This is a genomic window from Candidatus Binatia bacterium, from assembly GCA_029243485.1.
GTDB lineage: Bacteria > Desulfobacterota > Binatia > UBA12015 > UBA12015 > VGTG01.
This window is the reverse complement of record JAQWRY010000086.1, coordinates 261,604-285,920: the sequence shown is the minus strand read 5'-3', so window position 1 is coordinate 285,920 and position 24,317 is coordinate 261,604. Positions and strand designations below refer to the sequence as shown.

Sequence of the window (24,317 nt, the reverse complement as noted above, 5' to 3'; positions counted from 1 at the left end):
ACCTACTGGTTGTAACGCGGGCCGAGGTCGCTCCAGTCGCTCGGGTACTTCCCGCCGCGGGAGTCGTAGGACGTGAGGGCCTCGAGATCTTGCTCTTTCTTGAGCAAAGCGCCGACGAACGGGATGTGCTCCTCGACCTTGTCGAGCGAGACGCCGGAGCGCAGCAGGGCGCTGATCCAGTCGACGAGCTCGGAGGTCGACGGCTTCTTGCGGAGGTCGTTCTGCTCGCGGAGCCAGTAGAACTTGATCAAGACCTGGTCGAGGAGAGTCGCGTCGAGGTGCGGGTGGTGCACGGCGACGATCTGGCGCATCAGTTCCGGCTCGGGGAACTCGATGAAGTGGAAGATGCAGCGACGGAGGAACGCGTCGGGCAGCTCTTTTTCGTTGTTCGACGTGATGATGACGACCGGGCGCTGTTTGGCGGCGATCTCTTCGTTCGTCTCGGTGATCGTGAAGCGCATCTCGTCGAGCTCGCGAAGGAGATCGTTTGGGAACTCGAGGTCGGCTTTGTCGATCTCGTCGATGAGGAGCACCTGGCGCTTCTCGGCCGCGAAGGACTTCCCGAGCGGGCCGAGCTTGATGTAGTGCCGGATGTCCGACACGTCGCTGCCGCCGAAGCGGGAGTCGTTCAGGCGCTGCACGGTGTCGTACAGGTAGAGGCCTTCTTCGCCCTTACTGGTCGACTTGATGTGCCACGTGAGCAGGGGCATGCCGAGGCCTTCGGCGATGTGATGCGCGAGCATCGTCTTGCCGGTTCCGGGCTCGCCCTTGATGAGAAGCGGCCGCTCGAGTGCAATCGAGCAGTTGACTGCGTCGACGAGGGGGCCCGAAGCGATGTAACCCGGGGTGCCCTTGAATTGCGTGAAGCCGTTCTCGTTGGCCATGTGGCGGTCTCTCCGTGCTTTGGGATGGACGTGAATTGAGCTTCGGTTTCGCTAGCTGTGGGCTGACGGCCCTTCAAGGGGATGGAATCTCAGCCACTTTCGGGCCTCGACCGCATCCCCGGGGTTGCTAGATTCGGGGTGTGACCCAAGTCCTGGCACCCTACAAGCGCGAGTTCATCGACTTCATGGTCGAGAGCGAAGTCCTCACCTTCGGGGACTTCGTCACCAAGAGCGGCCGGAAAACCCCGTACTTCGTGAACACCGGGAAGTACCGCACCGGCGCTCAGCTCGCGCGCCTTTCGGGCTATTACGCCCAGACCATCGCGGAGCGGTTCGGTGAGGACTTCGATGTGCTCTTCGGGCCCGCCTACAAGGGAATCCCCTTGGCTGTAGGGATCGCCATGGAGCTTGCGCGCCGCGGCCCCCGGGACGTGCCCTTCTGTTTCGACCGCAAACAGGTGAAGGACCACGGCGAAGGGGGCCAACTCGTCGGACACCAGCTCACCGACGGCGAGCGTGTCCTGATCGTCGAGGACGTGACGACCGCCGGGACTTCGATCCGTGAGACGGTCCCGAAGCTTCGAGCGGTGGCCGACATCCGGCTAGCGGGTCTGATCGTATCGGTCGACCGCATGGAGCGCGGAAGCGGCGCCGATGTCGCACTCGTCGAGATCTCTCGCACCTGGTCCATGTCGACGTGCGCAATCGTGACGATCGAGGAGATCATGCAGGACCTTCACGGCCGCGAGGTCGGCGGAACGGTCCTCCTGGGCGACGAGATCTACGAGCGGATGCTCGCCTACCGCAAAGAGTACGGCCCCCGCGCCTGACGCCGGGGGTGCCTTCGGTAGTTCGTCTTGATCTCCGGGGTGCACCGGAGCTTTTGGTGATCTCGGCCGGGGGGGGGGCGAAGAGGACGTGCTCTCGCATGGCTTGGTGTGTCCCAAAGGGATGGCGACCCCGGCGGTTCACAACGATCCCGAGCGCCTGTGGGCGATCCGCGAGCAGCACGGGGAGGATGCGCTCGGCATCCATGTGGGGGCGCCCGGTCGTTCACAACCACGGCGCGCTGACCATCCGCGCGGGCCTCACGAAGGCGTTTCGTACCAAGAATGCCTTCAGCGCGGGTTCGCAGGACACGGGCCCGCGCTTCGCGGCCTCGAACTACCTGCACGGGAACAGCTTCTCGAGCCCCGTTCCCGACGCGGATCGCACCGAGCCCGCGAAGGAATCGAGTGAGCACATCGCGATTCGCCCTGGAGTTCGCCGACGCGAAGACCGCAACTGCGTGACCTTCGCCGCGAATCCAGTCCTTTGGGTGCGCAATGGCCGGAGTATCCACGAAGCTCTGTCCAAGCTCGACTTCATGGTTTCGGTCGATCTCTACGTGAACGAGACGACGCACCACGCGGACATCATTCTGCCGCCGGCATGGGGGCTGGCGGACGACCACGTCGATCTCGTGTTCAGCAACGCTTCGGACCGGTCCCTACGGAGACAAGTTTCTCCCCTGGTCCGACGGTCGGCGCGTGAAGAAGCTCCGCGAGCATCCCCAAGGGATCGATCTCGGTCCTATGGGGAGAGGTATCGCACACCGGCTACGACACAAGGACCGCAAGGTCCATCTCGCGCCGGAGCCGTTCCTCGCGGTTTTGGACGAGTATGCCGCGTGCGTGAGCGAGGTTCCGGATCCGGACGCTCTTGTGCTGATCGGCCATCGCGAGCTGCGGACCTGCAACCCGTGGATGCACAACGTTTCAGCCGTCGTGGCTGGGCGCGACCGGTGCGTCCTCTGCGTTCACCGGACGACGTAGCGCGGGCGGAAGTGCGCGACGGCGATGAAGCTGTGCTCGAGAGCTGCGTCTATACAGGTAGCCTGCGAGCATCCCGGTGTCTCCATCAAAGAGTGGACGGACGACGAGCAGACTGAGCGAGTGGTTAGACAGTCGATTTTAGACGGAGTACCGGTGCAACTTCACCCGAGGAGCCCGCAAGAGACGGCCGCGGCTTTGTAAGAAAGCGACCGAACAAGGAGAGGACCATGCTTCGTATTCTGCCCGAGTCGAAAGGAAACCTGGTCGCGGTACAGGCCAGCGAGAAGCTTACCGCCGAGGACTACCACGACACGTGGGCGCCGGCGCTGAAGGCCGCCGACGACAAGCACGGCAGCGTTCGCGCCCTGCTCTACGCGGATGAAACCTTCAAGGGCTGGGAAGCGAAGGCCCTGTGGGAGGACGCGAAACTGGGTCTCACGATGGGCACCGATTTCGACAAAGTCGCGATCGTCGGTGGCCCCCAGTGGGTCGACGTACTCGTCGAGATCCTCGGCCACCTCATCAAAGGCGCCGTGAAGACCTTCCAAAGCGGCGACCTCGACGAGGCCTACGACTGGATCCGCTAGAGCGCGGTGCTCTCCATCTCCAGTCCGAAGTGATCGACGTAGAAGCGGGTTCGCTCGCGCACTTCGTCGGCAGTCAAGCCAAAGTCTGCCAACTTGTACGAGATGCGTCCGAACCGACCACGCGGATGCGCTTCAGTGTAGGCGGCCATCGCGGCGCGGGACGAGGCTGGGAGCGGCTGCCCCGCGAGGTCGTAGATCTGGTGCACGATGGCCATGTCGTCCTTCATGTACTCGTGGAAGAGAACGTCCATGGAGCGCTCGGGCGCTACGAGGTCGCGATCGCGCATGCACGAACGAAGCATGCGCTCGGTCCGGTCGACCCAGTAAGCCCCGAGCGCCTCCGTATCGACCGGGCTCTGGTGCATGCGGGCGGCGTAGGCGAGCATCGTGGCGGTCGACGCGATGACGGAGACCGGGTCGCGATGCGTGAACACGACCGTCGCGTCGGGGAACGTCGCGAGCACGGCGGGGATCTGCTCGATGTGCTGTGGGGACTTCAAAACCCAGCGCTTCCCGCCGCGTAGCCAGGTCAGCGCCTTGAGGCAGGTCTTCATATACTCGTAGTGCGGCTGTTGGTCGTGGGAGAGGTAGTAGTCGCGGAACCCGGGGAGCGTCGCCATCGACTCGAACAGCATCGTCGAGAAGTCGATCGCGAGAATCTGAATCTCCTCGTGCGCGTGGTCGACCGTCATCTCGTGCATGCGGTTGAAGTGCGGGATCACCTGCTCCTGAAACGAAAGCGCGACCTCCGTGAGTGCGATTCGGGGATCGGGCTGCCCCTCCTCGGCCATGGCGCCTGGGCCCAGAACCGGCTCGAGGCTTTCCCAGTAAGGAAGGGAGCGAAGGTTCGGGTCGGCCGACAGCATGCTGTGCAGGTTCGTCGTGCCGGTGCGCTGCAGGCCCGCGATCACGATCGGGGCCTGGATCTCGATGTCGTGGATCTCCGGGTGCCGCATCAGCAGGTCCTGAATCTGGAGGCGATTCTTCGCGAGCGTGAGGAGCAGGGTGAAGTAGCTAATTCGCCCGAAGGGAGTGAGGTTGCCCTCGTGCTCGATGCTCGAAAGTAGGGCGTCGAGGGGTCCGCGGAATTGGTCGTCTCCGAAGTCTTCGAGCCCCGTCTGCTCGGATGCCGCACGGAGGACGGCATCCGTGGTGAACTGGACGGGCGCCGAGGCCTCCGCCACCTGATCCATCATCTCCCGGATGGCCGGGTCGAACCGGGGATGGGCGAGGTCGTCGATGTGCAGGTCCGCGGGGCGTTCCATAGTCGTTTTAGTCTCCGATGATCTTTACGAGCACGCGCTTGCGACGGCTGCCGTCGAATTCGCCGTAGAAGATTTGCTCCCACGGGCCGAAGTCGAGCGCGCCGTCGGTGATCGCGACGACGACTTCTCTTCCCATGAGCTGACGTTTGATGTGGGCGTCGGCATTGTCTTCGCCCGTGTCGTTGTGGCGGTACTGGTCGATCGGTGCGTGTGGCGCGATTCGCTCGAGGAACTCCTCATAGTCGTGGTGGAGGCCGGGCTCGTCGTCGTTGATGAACACCGACGCGGTGATGTGCATCGCGTTAACGAGGACGAGCCCCTCACGGACGCCGCTCTCTTGCAGGGAGTCGGTGACGTCGGGAGTGATGTTCACGAGTCCGCGTCTGCCGGGGATCTGGAACCAAAGCTCCTTGCGGTAGCTCTTCATGCGGGAGGCATGGCTCGCGAGGGAAGCTCGGTCAAGGTCGCGGACACGGAGAAGGTGGGACGCCACGCGCGAGACCCATCTGTGAGCCGGCCTCGCCGATGCGGGCGCGGGGGTTTCGTGCCTCGAGTCGTCGCCGAGCGCGGCGCGGTGCGTCTGGGCAGTCTCCCGCGTCGCCGGCGATGCGGGGGGTCACCTCGGCCTCGTCCGCGGGAACTTCGAGTTCGGCGAACAAGGCGGGTATGCCGTAGTCGCCGGTCCATCTATACGGCCGCTTCGCCTGATAGAGATGAGGCACCTCGTTGCCGTCCAGATCGATGAAGATCGGTTTGCCCGTCTCGGGGGACACGAAGCGTGCCCAGCAGCCGGGGCCGAGGGCGGAATCCGCGAGCCAGGACACGCTCTCGTCGATCGCGGAGCAGTATCGCTGGTCGTCGACCGCGCGGCTGAGGGCGACGAGTGCGTCGAGAGCATGGCGTGTCTCCCAACTCGCGAGGGCCACGGGCTCGAAGGCACGTCCCGGAACAGCACGACCCGTCTCGTCGTACTGCTGCGCCCATCCGGCGGCGGGCGCGGCGTGGCGGGTGTCGACGAGCCAATCGCCCCCGCGGACGGCGGCGGCGAGGAGGTCGGGTTGATCGAGGATCTCCGCGCCGAGGATCAGCGTCCGGATCACGGACGCCGTCGCGGCGTCGTTCAGACTTGGCAAATCTTCGAACGAAGGGGATACGGTGCGGAGCCAAACGGGGCGGCCGGTGAGGGGCCAGGCTCCGGACGGAAGTTGGGCCTCCACGAGGAGGTCGAGGCCGCGCTCGGCGCTGACGCGGTAACGCTCGTCCCCGGTCGCTTGGAACAGTCGCAGCAGCAATCGGACGGCGCCGGTCGTGACGTCGTCATCGAGGGTGCTCCACGGCACGTACCACTTAAACCAGAACGCGAGTTCTCGCCCGTGGACCGGCATCTCGGAGAACCAGCCGCCGCCCGGGAGTTGGAGATCCAGGATGAGATCGCCCGTGCGCTTCGCGTCGTCGAGGAATCTCTCCTCACCGCTGCGCTCCCACGCTTCGAGGAGCAGGAGGCCCGCGGCGGGCGTGCCGGGGCTCCGCATGACAATGAGATCGAAGGGCTCGAGTCCGAGTGTGGAGCGGACGCGTACGCCGAGATTCACGATCTTCGTGACGCCGCGGCTGCCCCGCTCGGGCGCGCACACGTACATCCAACCGCCCTCCGGCCGTTCGCACTCGAGCATCGCTTCGATCGCAGTTCGTACCGCGGGCGGCAGCTCGGCCCGCGCCGCGGGGGCCGCCCCGCAGAGGGTCATCGCGACCGCGATCGCGAGGAACCAGGTTCGAGGGGACGCCCTGGGAAGGAAAGTACGGACCCTCACGCGCGAAGCTCGGGGCGATCGCGAAAGTGCTCGAGCACCTCGGGGTTGGCGAGCGCACTGAGGTTCTCGACCGCGCGATAGATCTCGGCCGTACCGATTCGCACCCCGCCTGGGTTGAGAACGGCATCGGAGCGTCCGTAGATCACCATGCCGCCGTGGTCTGTGACCTCCACGATGTCGCCGTGACGCCAGACGTTCTCGAAGCGTTCGAAGTACGCGCGGTGGTAACGGGCTCCGTCCTCGTCGTTCCAGAAGCCCACGGGCATCGAAGGGAACCCGTCGGCGGTGTCGGCGTTGGGCATCCAGAGGGGCCTCTGCGTCATCTCACGACTCTAATGGCGGCAAGGGGGTTCTGCACTGAGCAAGCGGCAAGATGCGCCCCGCGGCTAGTGATAGAATGGCGCATGGCTCCGACCAATGCTGCCGGCGACCCGAGAGCGCAGACGTTCTGTCTCTAGGACGAGGAGAAGCTTCGCGCGCCCTTTGAGGACTAACACTAATTCCGGGAGCACCGGCCGGTCTTCTTCCACAAAGGGATGAACGCCTGGTTCGTGTTCTGACACGACGGCGTGGATGCGCTCTTCCGGGATCCCTGCCTTCGTCGAGAACGTTCCGCAGAGCACGCAGGCCGACGCGAGCCTCTGTCGCAACGTCGTCGAGGAATCGCTCCGAGTGGAGCCGGCGAACCCGCTCATGCCGTGCGTTGCCGCGGAGGATTTCGAGTTCCGCGGCGAGAAGATCTCGAAGCGACAGTTCGTCTACCTCGGCATTGGGTCGTCCAACCGGGACTCCGAGCACTACCCCGACGGCGACAGGTCCGACGTCCGCCGCGAGCATGGGAAGCACCTCGCCGTCGGATCCGGCCCGAACTACTGCATGGGCGCCATCCTCGCTCGCCGGGAAGCGATATTTGCGCTGCGCTCTCTTTTGGAGCGTTTTCCGGCCCTCCTCTCCTGAGAGGGGCTTGCGCGCGCCGGGACCATTGGAGAACCTTCCCGGATCATGTTCCTCCCGTTCGAAGCGGCGGCTCCCGGTATTCGGGAGGTCACCGAGGCAGCGCGTCACCGGCTGGTGGAAGTCCCGGCGGACGTGCGGCCGCGCCTTCTTGCAGCGCTTCGTGACGACATGGTGACCGAGTACGACGCTCGTTTCCTGGTGGACTACCTCGAACGTCTTGACGTCCCGCTTTGCGACGAGTTCCGCGGGATGCTGACGCGCTGGTACGCCGACGAAGTTCGTCACTTCAGCTCGTTCCGCTGCGTCGTCGAGACCCTGCTGGGGGAGAATGCCACCGATGAGCTGGAGGCGCGCCGGCCGGACTTCGGTGCGGTTGCCCACCTGTTCCGCGGCGAGTTCGAGATTCTCTGCCTGCTCGCCTACGACGAGCTGGCGACGCTCCGCGGCTACCGCGGAAACCTCCCGATGTACGACCTTCTGGGCGAGCGCTTGGGCGCTCTGGTCCGGCGGGTCATCGGCGACGAGGCAGGTCATTACGCCGGGTTCCGAGCCTTGCTCATCGAGAAGCACGGGCACCGCCTCGACGAGGTGGAGGACGTAGTGCGCGAGATCCGAAGCAGCGAGGGTACGCCTTACCAGGCGACGTTCGTCCTCGACCACGACGACCCGGTCTACGGCGACCACATCTTCGACGACGCGGCCCGCGTCCTCGTCGGGCAGATGCGTCGCGAACAGAACCGAGCCGCCACGCCTGCCTGATCCGGCCCGCGGCGGCTCTCGCTTCTCGGGGACGGTCCGAAGCACGGCTACGAGCTTATGAAGCAGCTCGAAGAGCGGTCGGGCGGCGGGTACCCCGCGAGCGCCGGCACCGTCTATCCGACGTTGCTGCAGCTCGAGGACGCTGAGATTGCCGGGCGCGCATTCCGGCGGTGATCCCGAGGTCGCCGAGCGGGTGCGAACGATTCTCGACCGCGCCCGTCGCGACATCGACGAGCTGGGGCGCGGAATGGCGCCGCAGCGGTCACCCGAGCGGGTAGGGAATCGCTCGGGTGATGCGGTCGCACTCCGCGAGTACTTCGGGCGAGAGAGTCGTCTTCGCGGCGGCGAGGCATTCGTCGAGTTGATCTACGTTCGTCGCGCCGATGATCGTCGAACCGACGAACGGGTGCGTCAGCGTCCACGCGATGGACAGCGTGACGACGGAGATCCCGGCTTTCTCCGCCACGGCGGCGAGCTGCGCGGTGGTCTCGAGGGAGCGCTCGTTCACGAAGCGGTCGGCCATGAACTTCGTTCGTGGACTGTGGTTGCGGTAGTACGTGAACCGGGCTCCTTCGGGGAAGGCCCCGCCCTGGTACTTGCCCGAGAGGACGCCACCGCCCAGAGGGCTGTACGGGAGTAGGCTCACCTTCTCCGCGCGACAGACTTCGGAGAGCCCGTCCTCGAATCGACGATTCAGCAGACTGAAGTTGTTCTGGATCGTCTCGTGTCGGGCCGCGCCGAGGATGTCCGACGCCCAGAGCAGCTTGGTGAGCCCGTACGCGCTCTCGTTGCTGCAGCCGAGGACGCGCACCTTGCCCGCCTGCACGGCGCGATCGAGGGCTTCCATTTGTTCCTCGGCCGGCAGAATCCGGTCGGGCCAATGGGTTTGGTAGAGGTCGACGTAATCGGTGCCGAGCTTCCGGAGGCTCGCGTCGAGGGCCCGCTCGACCGAATGGCGATCGAGCGCGGTGTTCCCACCACGCACCGGGGTCTGGAACCAGCCGCCGCCCGGACCGGCGATTTTCGTTGCGACGAACAGGGAGTCGCGCGGCTTGTCGTGCAGCCACTTGCCGACGATCTCTTCGCTCGCGCCCGCCCATTTCGTGTCGGGGGGTACGGGGTAGATCTCGGCGACGTCGAGGAAGTTCACGCCGGCCTCATAGGCCCGATCGAGGATTGCGAGGCTATCGCGCTCGTCGGCCATCGACCCGAAGGTCATTGTGCCGAGACAGATCTCCGAGACGCTGAGCGCGCTGCGACCAAGCCGACGTTCTTTCATGCTTCCCCCATCTTCTTCTCGAGCCAGACGACGTCCCAGTAGCGCCCGAGCTTACGTCCGTTTTCCGTGAAGTGTGCCGCCTGTGTGAAGCCGAAGTGCCCGTGCAGCGCGAGGCTTGCCGGATTCGGCAGCGTGATTCCGGCGAGTGCACGGTGCACGTCTTCGCCGTCAAGCCGTGCGAACAACGTGTCGTACAGTGCCCGGCCGAGGCCCTGTCCCGTGAATTGCGGGGCGAGGTACGCCGAGATCTCGACGGTCGTGTCGTACGCCTCTTTCGGTCGGAACTGGCTCGCCGAGGCGTAGCCGCAGATCTCGTCGCCCGCGATCGCGACGAGCAGCTGGTGACGCCCCGATTCGGCGTAGTGCTCGAACCAGTCCGTTCTCCGCCGCTCGACCGACCACTCCTCGATGTCGAAGGTGATCGGGGTCTCGCGCACGTAGTGGTTGTAGATATCCGTCAGCCGCGGGAGATCGGCGAGGGTCGCCGTTCGTATGCGGCGGTCCGACATGCCCGTCAGGCCGGCTGGACTTCGAGGACCGTGGCCGATCCCATGCCGCCACCGGCGCACATGCTGACCACGCCGATGCCGCCGCCGCGTCGGCCGAGCTCGTGGACCATCGTCACGACCATCCGCGCGCCGGTACAGGCGATCGGGTGCCCGAGGCCGCAACCGCTGCCGCTCACGTTTACCTTGTCGTGCGCGATCCCGAGGATGCGTGTCGTCGCGACGGCCATCGAGCAGAACGCCTCGTTGATCTCGAAGAGGTCGACGTCACCCAGGGCGAGGCCGGCGCGCTCGAGTGCCTTCGGAATGGCGATCGTCGGTGCAAGGCCAGTGCGCCTCGGCTCGACACCGACCGAAGCCCAGGACTTCACGGTGGCCTTGGCGGCGAGGCCGTGCGCCTTCGCGTAGTCGCCGTCCACCATCACGACCGCGGCGGCGCCGTCGTTGAGCCCCGAGGAGTTGCCGGGCGTGATGCTGAAGCCCTCGATCTCCGGGTGGATCGGCTTCAGGCTGGCCAGCTTCTCCAGCGTCGTTCCGGGTCGGGGGTGCTCGTCGGTGTCGAAGGTCCGCTTGCCGCCCTGCCCGTCGGGGATCTGGATCGGGACGATCTCGTCCTTGAAGCGCCCCTCGGCGGAGGCGGCCGCCGCGCGCTGGTGGGAGTGGAAGGCCCACTCGTCCATCGCCGCACGGCTCACGTCGGCGATCTGAGCCGTGTTCCAACCCACCGTGACGGACATGTCGAAGGCGGGTGTGTCCGGGGTCTCGGGGTGGCTCGCTGGCATCCACATCTGCGGCTCGGTCTGGCCGGGGAGGAGCTTTGTCATCATCGGCATTGTCGAGAGGCTCTCGGTTCCGCCCGCGATCACGACCTTGTCCATTCCGGCCCGAATGCTCGCGGCAGCCGTCTGCACGGCGGAGAGGCCCGAAGCGCAGTGCCGGTTCATCGCGACGCCGGGGATTCCCGTGAGGCCCAGTTCCACCGCTGCGTACCGGGCGATGTCTCCGCCGCCCTGAAGGGACTCGCCCAGGACCAGGTCTTCGATGTCGTTGGCCGGAACGCCGGAGCGTTTGTGAGCCTCTTCCACGGCCCAGCGGCCGAGGTCGTAGGCCGTGACCTGCGTGAGGGAGCCCTTGCGGGCCGTTCCGATGGCGGTGCGAGCGCCCGCGACGATGGTGGCTTCACCCATGGCTTCGTTCTCCTTTGTGGGACCTGGGGATCGGATAACGGTCCCCGCCGGGCCCCGAAAGGCGGCGGGTCTTCCCGGCCTGGGAGGCCCGTGCCTATACTCCGCCGCGATGAATCCCGAGATCTTGTGGCTGGACGCGACCGCGCAGGCGGACCTGGTGCGCCGTGGGGAGGTGAGCCCGACCGAACTCGTCGATGCCGCCATCGCCAAGGTGGAAGAGCTCGATCCCAAGCTCAACGCCGTGGTGATCCCGACGCTCGAGAAGGCGCGGCGCCAGGCGGCGGACCCGGCCCTTCCCGACGGTCCGTTTCGCGGGGTGCCCTTCCTGCTGAAGGACCTCGGTGGCCAGTCTGAGGGCGATCCCGCCTACGCGGGTTCGAAGTTCCTGCGCGACGCGAAGTGGACCGAACCCTCGGACGCTCACTTCACGGCGAAGCTCCGGGCCGCGGGGTTCTGCTTTCTCGGCCGAACGAACACCCCGGAGCTCGGCCTCATGCCGACGACGGAGCCGGCGATCTTCGGCCCCAGTCACAATCCCTGGAATCTCGATCACTCGCCGGGCGGGTCGAGCGGTGGCTCGGCGGCTGCGGTGGCTGCCGGCGTCGTCTCCGTCGCGCACGCGAGTGACGGCGGGGGCTCGATCCGGATCCCAGCTGCGAACTGTGGTCTCGTTGGGTTGAAGCCGACGCGCGGTCGGAACTCCTTCGGACCCGGCGCCGGCGAGCGCTGGGCCGGATTTTCGGCGGAGCACGTCGTGTCCCGAAGCGTTCGCGACACCGCCGCCCTGCTCGACGTCGTGTCAGGAAGGATGCCGGGGGATCCATACGCGGCGCCGCCGCCGTCGGCGACCTTCGCGAGCTTCGTTCGTCCTGGCGAGCGACGTCGCATTGGGCTCATGACGACCGGGCCGCGGGGGATGGACGTCCACCCTGCCTGTGCGCAGGCGGCCGAGAAGGCCGCGCGTGCACTCGAAGCCGAAGGCCATACCGTCGAGATCGCGTACCCCGAGGCACTCGACGATGCGTTCGCCGTGTCGGCGTACGTGACGATCGTGGCGTCGTCGGTTCGGTTCGCGCTTTCTACCTGGGCTGCGAAAGTCGGCCGTCCGGTAACCGCGGCTGACGTCGAGCCACTCACCTGGGCGATGTCGGAGGCGGCCAGGGACTACGATGCCGTGAAGTACATCGAGGCGGTCGACACGGTGCACGCGTTTGGCCGGCGCGTCGCCGCGTGGTGGGAGGGTGGCTTCGATCTTCTGCTCACCCCCACGACGGGGGCTCCGCCGGTGCGCCTCGGGGAGCTTCGCCAGGACCCCGACAATCCGTTCGCCCCGTTCGCGGGCGCCGCGCCCTACGGGGCCTACACCCTCAACTTCAATCTGACCGGACAGCCCGGGATCTCGGTGCCGGTTCACACGACGGACGACGGGTTGCCGGTCGGCGCGCACGTGGTCGCTCCGTTCGGTCGCGAGGATATGCTCATCGAGATCGCCGCGGAGCTCGAAGGGCTGCTGCCCTGGGCCGATCGGCGCCCGTCGATCTAGTATCATGACTCAAGTAGGGCTCGCGGCGCCGTGCCGGTCCTCGCAGGGGCTGCGCTCAGCCGTACGCGAACAGCGCGGGGCTCCCACCGGTGTGCCAGAACACGGCGCTGTCCTTCGGTTCGATCTCGCGCCGTCGGACGAGGTCGATCAGCCCTGCCATCGCCTTGCCGCTGTATACCGGGTCTAACAAGAGCCCTTCGAAGCGGGCGCAGAGCTCGAGCGCTTCGCGCATCGCCTCGGTCGGTTGGCCGTAGGCCGGGCCCAGCTGGTCGCCCACGATCTGAATTCGTCCGTCTTCCGCCGGGGCCGTTCCGAAGAGCGTCGCAGTTTCGGCGACCAGAGCTCGGACCCGGTCGCGCGTAGTTTCGGCCGCGTCGTAGACCGCGACGCCGGTTACATCGATCGGGCTGTCCAGAGCCGCAAGTCCGGTGAGGAGCCCGGCGAGGGTTCCGCCGGTGCTGGTGGCCACCACGACCAGGCGCGGACGAAGGTTTCGTTCGGCGCACTGGGAAACGAGCTCAGCGGCCGCGCGGACGTAGCCGAGCGCACCGGTCGCCGTCGACCCGCCGCTCGGGAAGAAGGCGGCCTTGCCGCCGCGGGCAGTCGCGTCCTCCATGAGCTGAACGACCCGTGCGGCCGCCGCTTCCTCGTCGTTCATCAGGTGCACGTGGGCGCCGAGCAGATGGTCCAGCAAGATGTTGCCGTTGGCTTCGTAGAGCGGATCGTGTCGGTCCACGACCCGCGGCAACACGAGTTCACACCGCAGTCCGAGTCGCGCAGCGCCCGCAGCGGTCTGCCGCGCGTGATTCGACTGCACGCCGCCGACGGTGATGACCGTATCCGCACCATCGGCGATCGCTTCGGCGAGGAGGTACTCGAGTTTCCGAACCTTGTTGCCGCCGAGTGCGAGTCCGGTGCAGTCGTCGCGCTTCACCCAGAGGTTCGCGCCTCCGAGATGCTTCGAGAGGCGTTCGAGGGGCTCGAGCGGTGTCGGACCGTGCCCGAGGGCGATCCGCGGGAAACGTTCGACGTCGAACCGCGCGGCCATGCCGTCGCTCAGCCCGCAGGGATCGCGACGGTTTCGGTGTCTCGACCGGATCGCAGGAGGGTGCCCGCGAGCTCGCCGGTCTCCTTCCCGTCGCAGACGATCTCGCGTCCGTTCACGAAGACGTGCTTCATGCCCTCGGATTCGGAGAAGAGCCGCTCGGTTCCACCTGGCAGGTCGGCGCGCGTGTGAATCGGCCCGGCCTGAATGGTCGCCGGGTCGAACACGGCGAGATCCGCGTGCCAGCCGACCGCGATGCGGCCGCGCTCGCGGAGACCGAAAAGTCGCGCGGGCGCGTCGGTCATCAGGTGGATCGCTTCCTCCAAGGGGATGAGCCCGCGGTCGCGAACGACGTCGCCGAGGAAGGCGGAAGGGTAGCGCGCTCCGCACATGCGATCGAGGTGCGCGCCGGCATCCGAGCCGCCGATCAGGGCACGCTCGTCGCGCCAGACGCCGGTGCGGGCCTCCCAGCTCTCGGCGTCGTCGTCGGCGGGGATCGGCCACAGGCCGGTGCGGAGGCCGTCTGCGATGACGATGTCGAACAGCGTGTCTTGAGGGCTCTGGCCGCGCTCTTTGGCGACGTCACCGCTCACGCGACCGAACAGACCCTCGTTCTCGGGGGCGAACGTCTCGCCGATCTCGTAGCATCCCCAGCGCGAGAGATCGCGCAGGACGCCCGCGTCCTTCGAGCAGGCGAGCTCGTCCATCTTCTTGCGGACCGCGGGGTCCTTCATCTTCTCGATGCGCTCGGGCACCGGAAGACTCATGACCTCGCTCCACCCTGGGATGAGGAAGAGCGCGCAGAAGTCGTGGAAGCTCATCTTGAGGCCGCCGAGTGTCGGCATCGTCAGGGCGACGATTCGACCGCCGCGTTCCTTTGCACGGGTCCCGGCGGAGAGCTGGTGCTCGTAGTTCCGGTTCGCGGCGTTGACGCCCATCACGTTCCAGTTGAGCGGACGACCGGCGGTGAGCGACATGTCGACCATCAGATCGATCTCGTCGTCTTTGAATCTGGAGAGGCAGCCGTCGATGATGAACTCGAGCGTGGTGCCGGGGTGGTCGCGAACCACCGAGGTAAGCGCGAGGATCTCCTCGCGGTTCGAGGCGCGAGACGGGACCGGTTGAGACTCGCCGTCTTCGTGCGTGTAGGCCTTCGAGGAGGAAAATCCGAGGCCGCCCGCCGCGAGCGATTCGTGCAGGAGCTTCGCCATCGCCTCGACCTGCTCGGGGGAGGCGTCGTTGCCCACGGCGTCTTCGCGCATCACCGTGCGCCTCAGGGCGCAGTGGCCCACGAGGAAGCCCGCGTTGACCCCGATCTTGCCGTCGAGGCGGTCGAGGTAGGAGCCGAACGAATCCCACTCCCAGTCGATGCCGTTCTCGAGGGCGGCGAGGGGCATGCCCTCGACCTTCGCCATCATCGGGCGAATGTACTCGGCATCACCCGGTCCGAGCGGTGCCAGCGTGAAGCCGCAGTTACCGCCGATCACGGTGGTCACGCCGTGCAGACTGGACGGGGTTGCGAACGGGTCCCAGAAGAGTTGGGCATCGTAGTGCGTGTGCGGATCGACGAACCCGGGCGCAACGACCAGGCCCTCGGCGTCGATCGTGCGGGCTGCGCTCTCGTCGGTCTTGCTGATCGAGACGATGCGGCCGTCCTTCACGCCGACGTCCGTGCGTTCGCCCTTGGTGCCCGTGCCGTCGACGACGGTGCCGTTGCGAATGAGTAGATCCAGCATGGATGCCTACTAGCATCCCGGGGAGGAGCGCCAAGCACGGCCGGAAGCCGTCCGGGGTCGCCGCTGCCGAAACGAAGAACGGGCGTCCCAACTCGTGAGACGCCCGCTTTCCCGATCACCGACGTTGCGTCGGTGCTAGTTGCAACTCGCTTCTTCGGTCGCGCCGAAGTCAATCACCCAGTAGTGGCCGTTAGGGCCGCCGCACGCGTGGCCGATGCCCATCGTGGTGTAGCGGGTGTCCTTCATGAGCGCGTCATGCCCCGGGGAGCCCTTCCACATCTGGAAGGCGGTCTCGGGAGTGCCGGCCCAGCCGGTGATGATTTCACCCATCCACGTGGAGGGCCCGCAGCCGGCGTTGTAACCCGCGTCACACGTGCGCTCCCAGAACTCGGAGCCGTTACTGCCCTTGTGCGAGTAGTACTTTTTGTCTCGCATATCGTTGGCGTGATCCTGGGCCGCCTTGCTGAGCGACGTACAGGTCGACATCGAAGCGTTATTCTGGCGGTAGTTGTTGATCAACGCGGCAAGCTGCCGCTCCATGCTGGAGAGGCCGTGCGTCGACGAGCCCTTTCCCGTGCACGAGGTGCCGCCCGAACCGCCGTTGTCGTCGCTCGGCCCGCAGAACGGGTCGAGCACGTTCTCGCAGGAGCCGGTGCCGTCACAGGCGTCGTCTGTGCAGGGGTTGCCGTCGTCGCAGTCCTGGTCGACGAGGCAGGACGGCCCCGCGAGATCGTCGCAGGCGTCCAGACACGAATCGGTTTCGCCGATCTCGGCGAACCGTCGGTTGTTCGGCTTACACTTCTCTTCGTTCTTCGCGACGCTGCATGACTTCGTTCCGTTGTGAGAAGTCTTGCAACACGTCACCGACGACGTCGTGCGAGAGCACGTCGACTTCTTCGCCGCTCTCATCAGATCGTTCCGACACGACGAGCGGATGTCTCCACTCGCAATCGCACCGCTGGCGAAGCTGCGTGCGCACTTCACGAACGAAGAGCGTTCCTTGCGCCACTTGGTCGCCTTAGCGGACTCACAAGGACACGCAGCCTCGAGTGCGCCCCAAGCGTCCGCGAGGTCGGCATCGTCACTAGAGACGTTGCCGCACGCAATGTTCTGCGCGTCAGCGGTTGGTGCTGTTGTCACCACCGCTATCAAAATGACCCCCACGTAAAGCAGGGATGACAGAGTTCCCACCCGCACAACAACCACACCTTCCCCTCGACTGTAGCCGCGCTTTCGCGCTGGCTGGCCCTCCCCCGAGGAATAGCCGAGCAATAGAGTATGGGAAGCCAGTTCATGGCCTTCCCGGAGTTTGGTTCTTAGTGAACCCTTCGTCCGCAACGAGGGGTGGGTTGAGGCGGATTGGCGGGAAATGAAGTTTTTTTTCGATGCCCCACCGGCTGCGGCGGCGCGTCCAATGCCGTTCGCATTGTTGACCGGCAGAGGCTAGCAGGGATCGTATGCGGCTCGCTGTACGACCTGCTGGCCAAAGTATTTTGGTGGGTTTGATGGTCGTCTTCGCGGTGCTCGAATCGGGTTGCGCGCGCGACGAAACGAACCCGGCTTCCCCGGCGCAAGAGCCGGCGACATCGCCCGCCGCGGTGGCCGAGCCGGCCCCCACGGCTGAGCGCTCCTGGGCGCACCCGGAGATCAAGGCCGAGATGCTCGCGGACATCGAAACCGTCCGTAGTCCCGCCGATGGCGGGGGTCGCGCCTGGATCGACGGCCACGAGGCGTTGGGTTCTCGTCCGGAAGTCACCGCTAGTACCCGCGCGCGGTTCCCCATCCTGTACGAGGCCGGGCCGCTCGGAGTTGCAGACGGTGGGATGATCTTCCTGCAGGTGTCGCCGTTCTGGGGTTGGGACACGCCACAGGTCGTCGAAGAGAAGGGCCCCGGCTACACCACCGTCCACACGGACGCGAAGGGAATTACGTTGGTCCCTCAGACTCTCGGTCCCCAGCTTCTGGGTATCGAGATCCAGGGACGCGCCCTGGCACCGGGTGAACGCGTGCGGATCGACTTCGGCGCCGGGCCGAGCGCGGCCAAGGTCGATCGGTTCGCCGAGAGCGACTCGAAGCTGTGGATCGCCGTCGACGGTGACGGCGACGGGGTACGCAAGCTGATCGAGCGCTCGCCGGGCGTCGATGTTCGAGCGGCCCGGCCGGCGCTTCTCTACCTGGCCCTCCCGGGTACGGCACGGCCCGGGGAGACGGTCCCGCTCACGGTCGCGGTCCTCGATCGAGCGGGGAACATGGGTGCGCCATTCGAGGGGGACGTCCGGTTGGAGCTGGCAGACGGCGCGACCGGTCTTGACCTGCCGGGGAGCCTCACCTTCACGAAGGAGGATGCGAGTCGACGCACCGTCGACGTGCAGGCCCGCAAGGCGGGTCTCTACCGAGTCCGGGCGAAGACCGACGTGGACGAGGCCCGTCGGTCCCTCGAAGCGGAGAGCAATCCGATGCTGGTGGGCGATGCCCAGAGAGCGACGCTCTTGTGGGGAGACCTCCAGGGCCACACGCAGCTCTCCGACGGCTCCGCGACCCCGGCGGAGTACTTCGAGTACGGCCGCGACGCCGCCGGACTCGACTTCCTCGCGATCACCGACCACGACCATTGGGGCCTCCAGGCGCTGGATGCGAATCCGCAGCTTTGGGACCAAACGGTTGCGGACGTGGGGCAGTTCCATGCGCCGGGACGCTTCGTCGCGCTCCTCGGTTTCGAATGGACCAACTGGGTCGAGGGGCACCGGCACGTGGTGCACTTCGGTGACGACCTAGAGGACTTGCGGGTGCTGAGCTCGCTCGCACCGAACCTCGATACGCCGCCGAAGCTGTGGGGCGCGCTCCGCGGCGAACCGGTTCTGACGATCGCTCACCACTCGGCGGGCGGCCCGGTGCCGATTGATTGGTCGATCCCTCCCGATCCCGAACTCGAGCCGGTGACGGAGATCGCGTCGGTCCACGGGAGTAGCGAGTCTCCCGATTCACCGATGCCGATTTACAACCCCAAGCCGGGCAACTACGTCCGTGATGCGCTCGATCTCGGATACCGACTCGGCTTCACCGGGGGCAGCGACGGACACGACGGCCACCCGGGGCTTTCCCAGGTCGCCGCCGGCAAATCCGGAGTGGCCGCCGTCTGGAGCGCTTCGGAAGAACCGCGCACGCGGGGTGCACTCCTCGACGCTCTGCGGAGCCGGCGATCCTACGCGACCAACGGTCCCCGTATACTGGTGCAGACCTCCCTGGATGGGCGGCCGATGGGCTCGGACGTTCCCATCGCCGCGGGGGAAACCCCCCAGCGTCTCGCGTGGAACGTGGCCGGGACCGCACCGATCGAGCGCATCGACTTGATCCGCTCGGGTGAACCGCGGGTCTCGATCCCGGGCGAGGGCAAGCGCGAACTCTCGGGTGTGGCGGATCTACCGCCCCTCGGCGAGGGGGACTATCTCTATCTCCGGGTCGTTCAGACCGACGGCGGCGCCGCCTGGACGAGCCCCTTTTTCGGCGGCGCGCCCGACGACGAACCCGTCGCTCGCTAGTGCAGCGCCGGCACCGGGTCGAACGGACTTGGTTGGCGACGGGAACGCGAGTCCCTCGTAGGGGATGGCGTCCAGGGGTAGGGAGTGCCGTCTTGGCTCTCGGGTTCGGGACCGAAATCGGGCTTGAGCAATCGGGCCTCGGATACGACCTCGATCACACCGACCTCGGGCGCGGACATCTCCACAGTCTGTCCACGCGCGTCCCGGCGGACAATGCGATAATTGGCGCGGTCACCCGTCGTCCAGGAGCGCGAGAAAGTCGCTGACGTCGCAAAGGTCTGCGAGCAGGTGATCCGGTTCTTCGGCTGCGAGTTCCTCGTGTGTCGCGAACCCTGCAGCGACCGCGACCGCGCGCGCCCCTATAGCGCGTGCACAACGGACGTCGTTGGGGGTGTCGCCGATCACCCAGACGGTGACGTCGGCGCCGGCGTGTTCTGGAAACGCGGATTGGGCGGCGCGCGCGACGTCATTGCGATCGTGGTGGTGATCGCCGAAGCCGCCCCCGGCGAAGAACTCGGCGAGTCCGAAGTGCTCCAGTTTCAGATTTGCTGCTCCCTCGAAGTTCCCCGTGAGGATTCCGAGGGTCACGTCGTCACGCGTGGTGAGCGCGTCGAGAAGCTCCCGGGCACCGGGGAGGATGCGTCCGCTGCGCTCGACGAGCGTGCCGGGGAGATGCGTCAAGTACGCAGCGAGATAGCGCCCGAAACGCTCCTCGCTCGCCTCCAGCCCGTGGCTCGAGAGCGCCTCGGTGGCGATCGCGCGATCGGTACGGCCGGCGAACCCGACGACGATCCGGGGATCGAGGATGTCGAACTCCGAGGAGAGTGCCCGGCTGAGGGCTACCCGCCCCGCCCCGTCCGCGTGGATGAGTGTGCCGTCGATGTCGAAGAGGAGGAGATGACGCCCCATGCTCGGGGTCTTAGGACATCTGTGCGACCTGCGCACCGGGGCCGCCGTTCGGGGCCCGTATTCGAACGTTCGTCCCGCAACTGGAACACCGGAAGCAGACTTTTGGGCTGTCCCAGTAATTGAAACCACAGGATGAAGATCGTGCGCCCGTGCCATACCGCGCGTATGGGCCAGCCTAAATGGGCGGTTGGTCCTTGCGCTATCGAGGCCTCGATGGCGCGGGCATTGCTTCTTGCAATAACAAGCCTGCCTCTCGGATCCCCGAGGGGAGTGCGGCGCCTACTCCTGACCTCCGTCCCAGCCCACCGCCCTTGGACCAGCCGCTCTCGAGCAATTCTTCAGAGTTCTGAACCATACGGACGTATCACCAAGGAGTAGACTTTGCGTAAGCCCAGTATTCTCGCGCTCTCGATCTGCGCGCTCGCTCTCCCGAGCCTCGCCCTCGCGGCGCCCCTGATCTACGTCACCAACCAGGGGACCAATACGGTCCACGTCTTGCAATCCACAGATGGGCTCCAGGTCGCCTCGATTCCGGTGGGCCAGGCGCCGACCGGAATCGCGATCGATAGCAACGGGACTTTCGCCTACGTCGCGAACCGTGGCGACAACACGGTCAGTCGGATCGACATCGCCACCAACACCGTGACGGCGACGATCCCGGTCCCGGGCAATCCGACGGCTGTCGCTTTGACCCCGGACGGCGCCACGGCCTATGTCGTTCAGTCGACCGAGTGCGTCATCCCCGGCCCCTCCCCGACGCCGACCCCGGGCCCCTCCCCGACGCCGGGCCCGACCCCCGAGCCGACCCCCGAGCCCGTCCCGGTCTGCATGGTGGCGGCGATCGACAGCGCGTCCGACACCGTCATCGCCAACATCGAGGTCGGCAACGGGCCCTTCGATGTCGCGCTCTCCCCGAGTGGTGGCTTCGCGTACGTGACCAACCGGGCCGACGACTCCGTGTCGGTGATCGACACCTCGACGAACCTCGTCATCGACGAGATCCCGGTCGGCGCGACGCCCGAAGGCATCGCGGCCGGTGGTGGCGAGATTTACGTCAGCAACGACTCCGCCAACACGGTCACCGTGATCCGCGAACTCGACCTTCAGATCGTAGGAACGGTTCTGGTCGGTGCCGGGCCGCTCGGTGTTGCCGTCTCTCCTGACGGGCTCACCGGCGTGGTCAGCAACGATCAGGACGGAAGCGTCACCATCTTCGAGACCGGAATTCAGTTCGTCACCGGCTCGGTTCCGGTCGGCAGCAACCCGGCCGGCATCGCCGTCTTCCCGGATTCGACCAAGGCCGCCGTTGCGAACACGACGGACGGCTCGGTTTCGATCTTCGGTCTCGACGGGAGCCCGGGGGTCACGGTCTCCGTCTTCGGTTCCCCGGCGGAGGTGGCCATCAGCCCCGAGCCGAACGTCACGCTCTCCAAGACCGCGAGCCCGCTGCCCGCGGCCGCGGGCGGCACCGTCACCTTCTCGTTGGTGTACGCAAACATCGGCACCGGCCCGGCGACCACGGTCGTTATGACCGACCCTGTTCCGACCCATCTCACGTTCGTCTCTGCCACCGGCGGCGGTGCGCTCTCCGGCAGCGACGTCGTGTGGAACATCGGCACGATTCCGGCCGGCGGTTCCGGCTCGGTCACCGCGACGTTTAGCGTCGCGAGTCCTCTTCCCACGGGCACCATCACCACGAACACCGCGACACTTGAAGAAGCTTCGATCGGACAGCAGGTCAGCGCGTCGTTGCAGGTCAACATCGAGAGCAATCCCGTCTATGGCGTGGTTGCGAGCGCGCCAAATCCGTTCGTTGCGGCCGGGCAGGCAACCTACACGATCACGTACTCCAACCTGGGCACGGCAGACTCGGTCAGCACCCTGCTGATCGCGGACTATCCGAATGCGCTCAGCTTTTTCGATGCCACGCCGCCCCCGGAGACGGGTACGGACAATCAGTGGAGCATCGGCTCGTTGCCGCCGGGCGCGGGCGGAACGATCACCGTGACGGTCGACGTTGGGAGCCCGCTCGCGAACGGCAGCACGATATCGACGCTGTTCACGATGACCGACGTCTTCTCAAACGACACCGTAGCGACCGCCACGAACACGGTACAGAGTGCGCCGCAGCTCACCCTGGCGATCACGGACGTCCCGGATCCGGCGCCGGCCGACGGCATCGTGCTCTACGACGCCGTATTCACCAACCCGGGTACCGACACGGCATTCAATGTCGTCCTGAACCTGGGCTACGACCCGCTGCTCACCTACGTGGGTGCGGACGTGACCCCTGATACTGCCCTGGGGGACACGTGGACGATTCCGCAGATCCGTGGTGGCGATAGCTCCCGGGTTCGCATTCAAGTCCAGCTCCCGTCGGTCGTTCCGAATGGGACGCTCCTGACCTCCTCGGCGACCGTCACCGATGATCTCGGAAACACGGCGTCGGCGTCCGTCGACACGACCGCACAGAGCTCGCCTTCGCTGAGCCTGGTTGCGTCCGATTCGCCGGACCCGGTCATCACGGGCGGGCAGATTACGTACCTGCTGACCTACTCGAATACGGGCAGTGACACGGCGACCGGAGTGGTCGTGAGTGCGACCTACTCGGCGGAGATCGCGTTCTTCTCGTCCGCTCCGACCCCGGACGTCGGTACCGACAACGTCTTTACGATCGGCAGCCTCGCGCCGGGCGCATCGGCCACGATCGCCATCGTCGCCGATGCCATCGCACCCAATGGCTCGATCGCGACGCTCACCGGCATCATGAGCGACGCGCTGAGCAACAGCTCGACGGCGACGGTGAGTACCGTCATCGACCTCATCCCGGCGCTGCAACTCGGGATCGTCGGTGCGCCCGAGCCGGTTCAGCCGGGCAACATCCTCACCTACGCCCTGAACTACGGAAACTCGGGCACGCTCGATGCGACGGGGACCGTACTGTCGGCGGCTCTGCCGGCGGGCGTAATCTTCGTGTCGGCGACGCCGGCGCCGGACTTCGCCACGACCGATACGTGGACGCTCGGAACGCTCGCGGTTGGAGCGTCGGGTACGGTCACGCTTCGTGGACTCGTGGATGGCGGCCTGCCCGACGGCACGCTTCTTCTCTCGAACGCGACGTTGCAAGATGACTCGGCTCAGTTGATCACCGAGAGCACGACGAACACCGTCCAGACCGTCGAAGGCATCGCGCTCGCCGCGGCGGCCTCGATCGATCCCGTCGCTCCCGGCGGACAGGTGATGTACACGATCTCCTACGGAAACCCCGGCGACACGACGCTCATCGATGCCATGATGACTGTCGTCTACGATGCGGATCTGAGCTTCGTCGGGTCGGTTCCGCCTCCTGCGTCGGCTTCGAATGATTTCTGGTTCCTCGGGGATATTCCTCCGGGGGGCGGTGGCAGCATTCAGGTGACCGTCGCCGTTGGCGGTGGGGTTCAGAACGGCGCCATCCTCGGCACGGAAGCCGCGCTCAGTGCGGCGGGTGGCGAGAACGCCAGTGTGGCTCTGCTGTCGTCGGTAGAGACGGCGCCGGGCCTGTCGCTCGCGCTTTCTTCGGCGCAGACGGAGGCCAAGCCGGCAGGTCTCATCGATCTGACGATCGACTACGCGAACGACGGCGTGGCTTCGGTGGACAACGTGGTCGTCACGTTCGACGCCGGCGCCTTCTTCGAAATCCTCGGAACGGTGCCTCCTCCGACTGTCGAAGGCGTCCTTTCCTGGGACATCGGTACCCTCACGCCGGGGCAGAGCGGCGCCATTCAGGTGCAGGTGATGAGCGGGGCTCCCTCGGGCAGCATCGCGAGCTTCTCGGCGATAGCGACCGGCACCGGCACGGCACGCGCGGCGAGTCTGCATCTTCCAGCGGCGGGCGCCGTCGAGTGGGAGGAGATCAAGTCGGGCCGTTGGCAGAAGAAGCCGACGGGTAAGAAGGGTGGGAGCGGCCGGATTAAGATCCAGGGTCGTGTCCTCGTGCCGCCGACCTTCGACGGAACCGGCGCGATCACCGTGACGGTTTCCTCGCCGACCAAGATCCTGGCGTCGTTCTACATGCCTGCGGGCACGATGATCGCCAAGGGGTCGGGCTTCCGCGTGAAGAAGGCACCGAACCTGCTGCCCACCGGCGGTGAGGTTTCGCTCAATCTCTCACGGAAGGGCGGCACGGCGAGCTGGAAACTGCGGATCAAGGCCTCGCACCAGGAGCTGCCGCTGGTCGATTCGAACGACCTCCGGGTCAGTGTCGATCTCGGGGAGGTCGCGGTGTCATCGGTCCGGACGTTCCAGCCCAAGGGACCCGTCACCCCGACCTTCCAGCAGCTCCGCTACAGCGGGGACTGAGGATAGACCGAAGCCGGCGTGGTGGGTACCAGCCCTCCACGCCGGCCTCGCTCCTTATCCTTCCTGCACAAGAGCGATTACCTGATCGGGGTGCTTCGCCGCGCCGCGTTGACGACGGGCGCCCAGTGCTTGATCCCCTTCCCCTTCTCTGACTT

19 protein-coding genes and 2 pseudogenes are annotated in these 24,317 nt (G+C 66.2%); 9 read left to right on the top strand and 12 right to left on the bottom strand.

Going from position 1 to position 24,317, the window contains the following annotated elements:
* Positions 1-2: 2 nt before the first annotated feature.
* The gene (locus P8R42_26080; GenBank protein MDG2308060.1) at positions 3-884 is read right to left on the bottom strand and encodes a MoxR family ATPase; all 882 of its coding nucleotides are present in this window, start codon (positions 882-884) and stop codon (positions 3-5) included.
* A 152-nt stretch (positions 885-1,036) separates the two neighbouring features.
* Here P8R42_26080 and pyrE point away from each other — a divergent pair, with 152 nt between their 5' ends.
* From pyrE to P8R42_26065, 3 genes are all read left to right on the top strand, one after another.
* A complete protein-coding gene (gene pyrE, locus P8R42_26075) occupies positions 1,037-1,714 on the top strand; it encodes an orotate phosphoribosyltransferase (protein ID MDG2308059.1) in 678 nt (225 codons plus the stop codon).
* A gap of 699 nt (positions 1,715-2,413) precedes the next feature.
* Positions 2,414-2,698 (top strand): hypothetical protein, encoded by a 285-nt coding sequence (locus P8R42_26070; protein MDG2308058.1) that lies wholly within the window; start codon positions 2,414-2,416, stop codon positions 2,696-2,698.
* Between the two features lie 227 nt (positions 2,699-2,925).
* Positions 2,926-3,285, top strand: coding sequence for an STAS/SEC14 domain-containing protein (locus tag P8R42_26065; protein MDG2308057.1), 360 nt, complete (start codon positions 2,926-2,928; stop codon positions 3,283-3,285).
* Here P8R42_26065 and P8R42_26060 read toward each other — a convergent pair.
* The 4 genes and pseudogenes from P8R42_26060 to P8R42_26045 form a co-directional block, all read right to left on the bottom strand.
* Complete coding sequence (locus P8R42_26060) at positions 3,282-4,550, bottom strand: sulfotransferase (GenBank protein MDG2308056.1); 1,269 nt, start codon at positions 4,548-4,550, stop codon at positions 3,282-3,284. The two genes, P8R42_26065 and P8R42_26060, sit on opposite strands and share 4 nt — an antisense overlap.
* A 7-nt stretch (positions 4,551-4,557) precedes the next feature.
* Complete coding sequence (locus tag P8R42_26055) at positions 4,558-4,977, bottom strand: secondary thiamine-phosphate synthase enzyme YjbQ (GenBank protein MDG2308055.1); 420 nt, start codon at positions 4,975-4,977, stop codon at positions 4,558-4,560.
* Positions 4,978-5,008: 31 nt separating this feature from the next.
* Positions 5,009-6,361, bottom strand: a complete 1,353-nt coding sequence (locus tag P8R42_26050) for a pectate lyase (protein MDG2308054.1) — start codon at positions 6,359-6,361, stop codon at positions 5,009-5,011.
* Positions 6,358-6,636, bottom strand: a pseudogene (locus P8R42_26045) (hypothetical protein). The gene P8R42_26050 and the pseudogene P8R42_26045 overlap by 4 nt, the downstream one beginning before the upstream one ends.
* A 298-nt stretch (positions 6,637-6,934) precedes the next feature.
* Between P8R42_26045 and P8R42_26040 the strand changes: the two are divergent.
* The 3 genes and pseudogenes from P8R42_26040 to P8R42_26030 all read left to right on the top strand — a co-directional run bounded on the left by P8R42_26040 (position 6,935) and on the right by P8R42_26030 (position 8,251).
* Positions 6,935-7,318, top strand: coding sequence for a cytochrome P450 (locus P8R42_26040; GenBank protein ID MDG2308053.1), 384 nt, complete (start codon positions 6,935-6,937; stop codon positions 7,316-7,318).
* 45 nt (positions 7,319-7,363) lie between these two features.
* A complete protein-coding gene (locus P8R42_26035; GenBank protein ID MDG2308052.1) occupies positions 7,364-8,077 on the top strand; it encodes a hypothetical protein in 714 nt (237 codons plus the stop codon).
* 27 nt (positions 8,078-8,104) lie between these two features.
* Positions 8,105-8,251, top strand: a pseudogene (locus P8R42_26030) (helix-turn-helix transcriptional regulator).
* 88 nt (positions 8,252-8,339) lie between these two features.
* Here the strand turns inward: P8R42_26030 and P8R42_26025 are convergent.
* Genes P8R42_26025 through P8R42_26015 form a run of 3 tightly spaced genes read right to left on the bottom strand, consistent with a single transcriptional unit; the run spans position 8,340 to position 11,049 of the window.
* Positions 8,340-9,356, bottom strand: coding sequence for an aldo/keto reductase (locus tag P8R42_26025; protein MDG2308051.1), 1,017 nt, complete (start codon positions 9,354-9,356; stop codon positions 8,340-8,342).
* Positions 9,353-9,865: a GNAT family N-acetyltransferase gene (locus P8R42_26020; GenBank protein ID MDG2308050.1), complete on the bottom strand. Its 513-nt coding sequence runs from the start codon at positions 9,863-9,865 to the stop codon at positions 9,353-9,355. Before P8R42_26020 ends, P8R42_26025 begins: the two co-directional genes overlap by 4 nt.
* A 5-nt stretch (positions 9,866-9,870) precedes the next feature.
* Complete coding sequence (locus P8R42_26015; protein ID MDG2308049.1) at positions 9,871-11,049, bottom strand: thiolase family protein; 1,179 nt, start codon at positions 11,047-11,049, stop codon at positions 9,871-9,873.
* A 109-nt stretch (positions 11,050-11,158) separates the two neighbouring features.
* Between P8R42_26015 and P8R42_26010 the strand changes: the two genes are divergently transcribed.
* Complete coding sequence (locus tag P8R42_26010; GenBank protein MDG2308048.1) at positions 11,159-12,592, top strand: amidase; 1,434 nt, start codon at positions 11,159-11,161, stop codon at positions 12,590-12,592.
* Positions 12,593-12,647: 55 nt separating this feature from the next.
* Here the strand turns inward: P8R42_26010 and P8R42_26005 are convergent, their stop codons facing one another.
* The 3 genes from P8R42_26005 to P8R42_25995 form a co-directional block, all read right to left on the bottom strand.
* The gene (locus P8R42_26005) at positions 12,648-13,640 is read right to left on the bottom strand and encodes a D-cysteine desulfhydrase family protein (GenBank protein MDG2308047.1); all 993 of its coding nucleotides are present in this window, start codon (positions 13,638-13,640) and stop codon (positions 12,648-12,650) included.
* An 8-nt stretch (positions 13,641-13,648) separates the two neighbouring features.
* Positions 13,649-15,373: a D-aminoacylase gene (locus P8R42_26000; GenBank protein ID MDG2308046.1), complete on the bottom strand. Its 1,725-nt coding sequence runs from the start codon at positions 15,371-15,373 to the stop codon at positions 13,649-13,651.
* 135 nt (positions 15,374-15,508) lie between these two features.
* Positions 15,509-16,513, bottom strand: a complete 1,005-nt coding sequence (locus tag P8R42_25995) for a CAP domain-containing protein (GenBank protein ID MDG2308045.1) — start codon at positions 16,511-16,513, stop codon at positions 15,509-15,511.
* Positions 16,514-16,878: 365 nt separating this feature from the next.
* On the opposite strand from P8R42_25995, the gene P8R42_25990 reads away from it, so the two are divergent.
* Complete coding sequence (locus P8R42_25990) at positions 16,879-18,912, top strand: CehA/McbA family metallohydrolase (protein ID MDG2308044.1); 2,034 nt, start codon at positions 16,879-16,881, stop codon at positions 18,910-18,912.
* Positions 18,913-19,143: 231 nt separating this feature from the next.
* Here P8R42_25990 and P8R42_25985 read toward each other — a convergent pair whose 3' ends face one another.
* Positions 19,144-19,821: a haloacid dehalogenase-like hydrolase gene (locus P8R42_25985; GenBank protein MDG2308043.1), complete on the bottom strand. Its 678-nt coding sequence runs from the start codon at positions 19,819-19,821 to the stop codon at positions 19,144-19,146.
* Between the two features lie 381 nt (positions 19,822-20,202).
* Between P8R42_25985 and P8R42_25980 the strand changes: the two genes are divergently transcribed.
* Positions 20,203-24,162 carry a hypothetical protein gene (locus P8R42_25980; protein MDG2308042.1) on the top strand — a complete coding sequence of 1,320 codons (3,960 nt, stop codon included), beginning with the start codon at positions 20,203-20,205 and terminating at the stop codon, positions 24,160-24,162.
* Positions 24,163-24,317: the final 155 nt, after the last annotated feature.

What these genes read in the sequence shown, in the direction of transcription:
- P8R42_26080 (MDG2308060.1), bottom strand. Translation starts at nt 884, where the DNA reads ATGGCCAACGAGAACGGCTTCACGCAATTCAAGGGCACCCCGGGTTAC.
- P8R42_26065 (MDG2308057.1), top strand. Translation starts at nt 2,926, where the DNA reads ATGCTTCGTATTCTGCCCGAGTCGAAAGGAAACCTGGTCGCGGTACAG.
- P8R42_26060 (MDG2308056.1), bottom strand. Translation starts at nt 4,550, where the DNA reads ATGGAACGCCCCGCGGACCTGCACATCGACGACCTCGCCCATCCCCGG.
- P8R42_26055 (MDG2308055.1), bottom strand. Translation starts at nt 4,977, where the DNA reads ATGAAGAGCTACCGCAAGGAGCTTTGGTTCCAGATCCCCGGCAGACGC.
- P8R42_26040 (MDG2308053.1), top strand. Translation starts at nt 6,935, where the DNA reads ATGCGCTCTTCCGGGATCCCTGCCTTCGTCGAGAACGTTCCGCAGAGC.
- P8R42_26035 (MDG2308052.1), top strand. Translation starts at nt 7,364, where the DNA reads ATGTTCCTCCCGTTCGAAGCGGCGGCTCCCGGTATTCGGGAGGTCACC.
- P8R42_26025 (MDG2308051.1), bottom strand. Translation starts at nt 9,356, where the DNA reads ATGAAAGAACGTCGGCTTGGTCGCAGCGCGCTCAGCGTCTCGGAGATC.
- P8R42_26020 (MDG2308050.1), bottom strand. Translation starts at nt 9,865, where the DNA reads ATGTCGGACCGCCGCATACGAACGGCGACCCTCGCCGATCTCCCGCGG.
- P8R42_26015 (MDG2308049.1), bottom strand. Translation starts at nt 11,049, where the DNA reads ATGGGTGAAGCCACCATCGTCGCGGGCGCTCGCACCGCCATCGGAACG.
- P8R42_26010 (MDG2308048.1), top strand. Translation starts at nt 11,159, where the DNA reads ATGAATCCCGAGATCTTGTGGCTGGACGCGACCGCGCAGGCGGACCTG.
- P8R42_26005 (MDG2308047.1), bottom strand. Translation starts at nt 13,640, where the DNA reads ATGGCCGCGCGGTTCGACGTCGAACGTTTCCCGCGGATCGCCCTCGGG.
- P8R42_26000 (MDG2308046.1), bottom strand. Translation starts at nt 15,373, where the DNA reads ATGCTGGATCTACTCATTCGCAACGGCACCGTCGTCGACGGCACGGGC.
- P8R42_25990 (MDG2308044.1), top strand. Translation starts at nt 16,879, where the DNA reads ATGGTCGTCTTCGCGGTGCTCGAATCGGGTTGCGCGCGCGACGAAACG.
- P8R42_25985 (MDG2308043.1), bottom strand. Translation starts at nt 19,821, where the DNA reads ATGGGGCGTCATCTCCTCCTCTTCGACATCGACGGCACACTCATCCAC.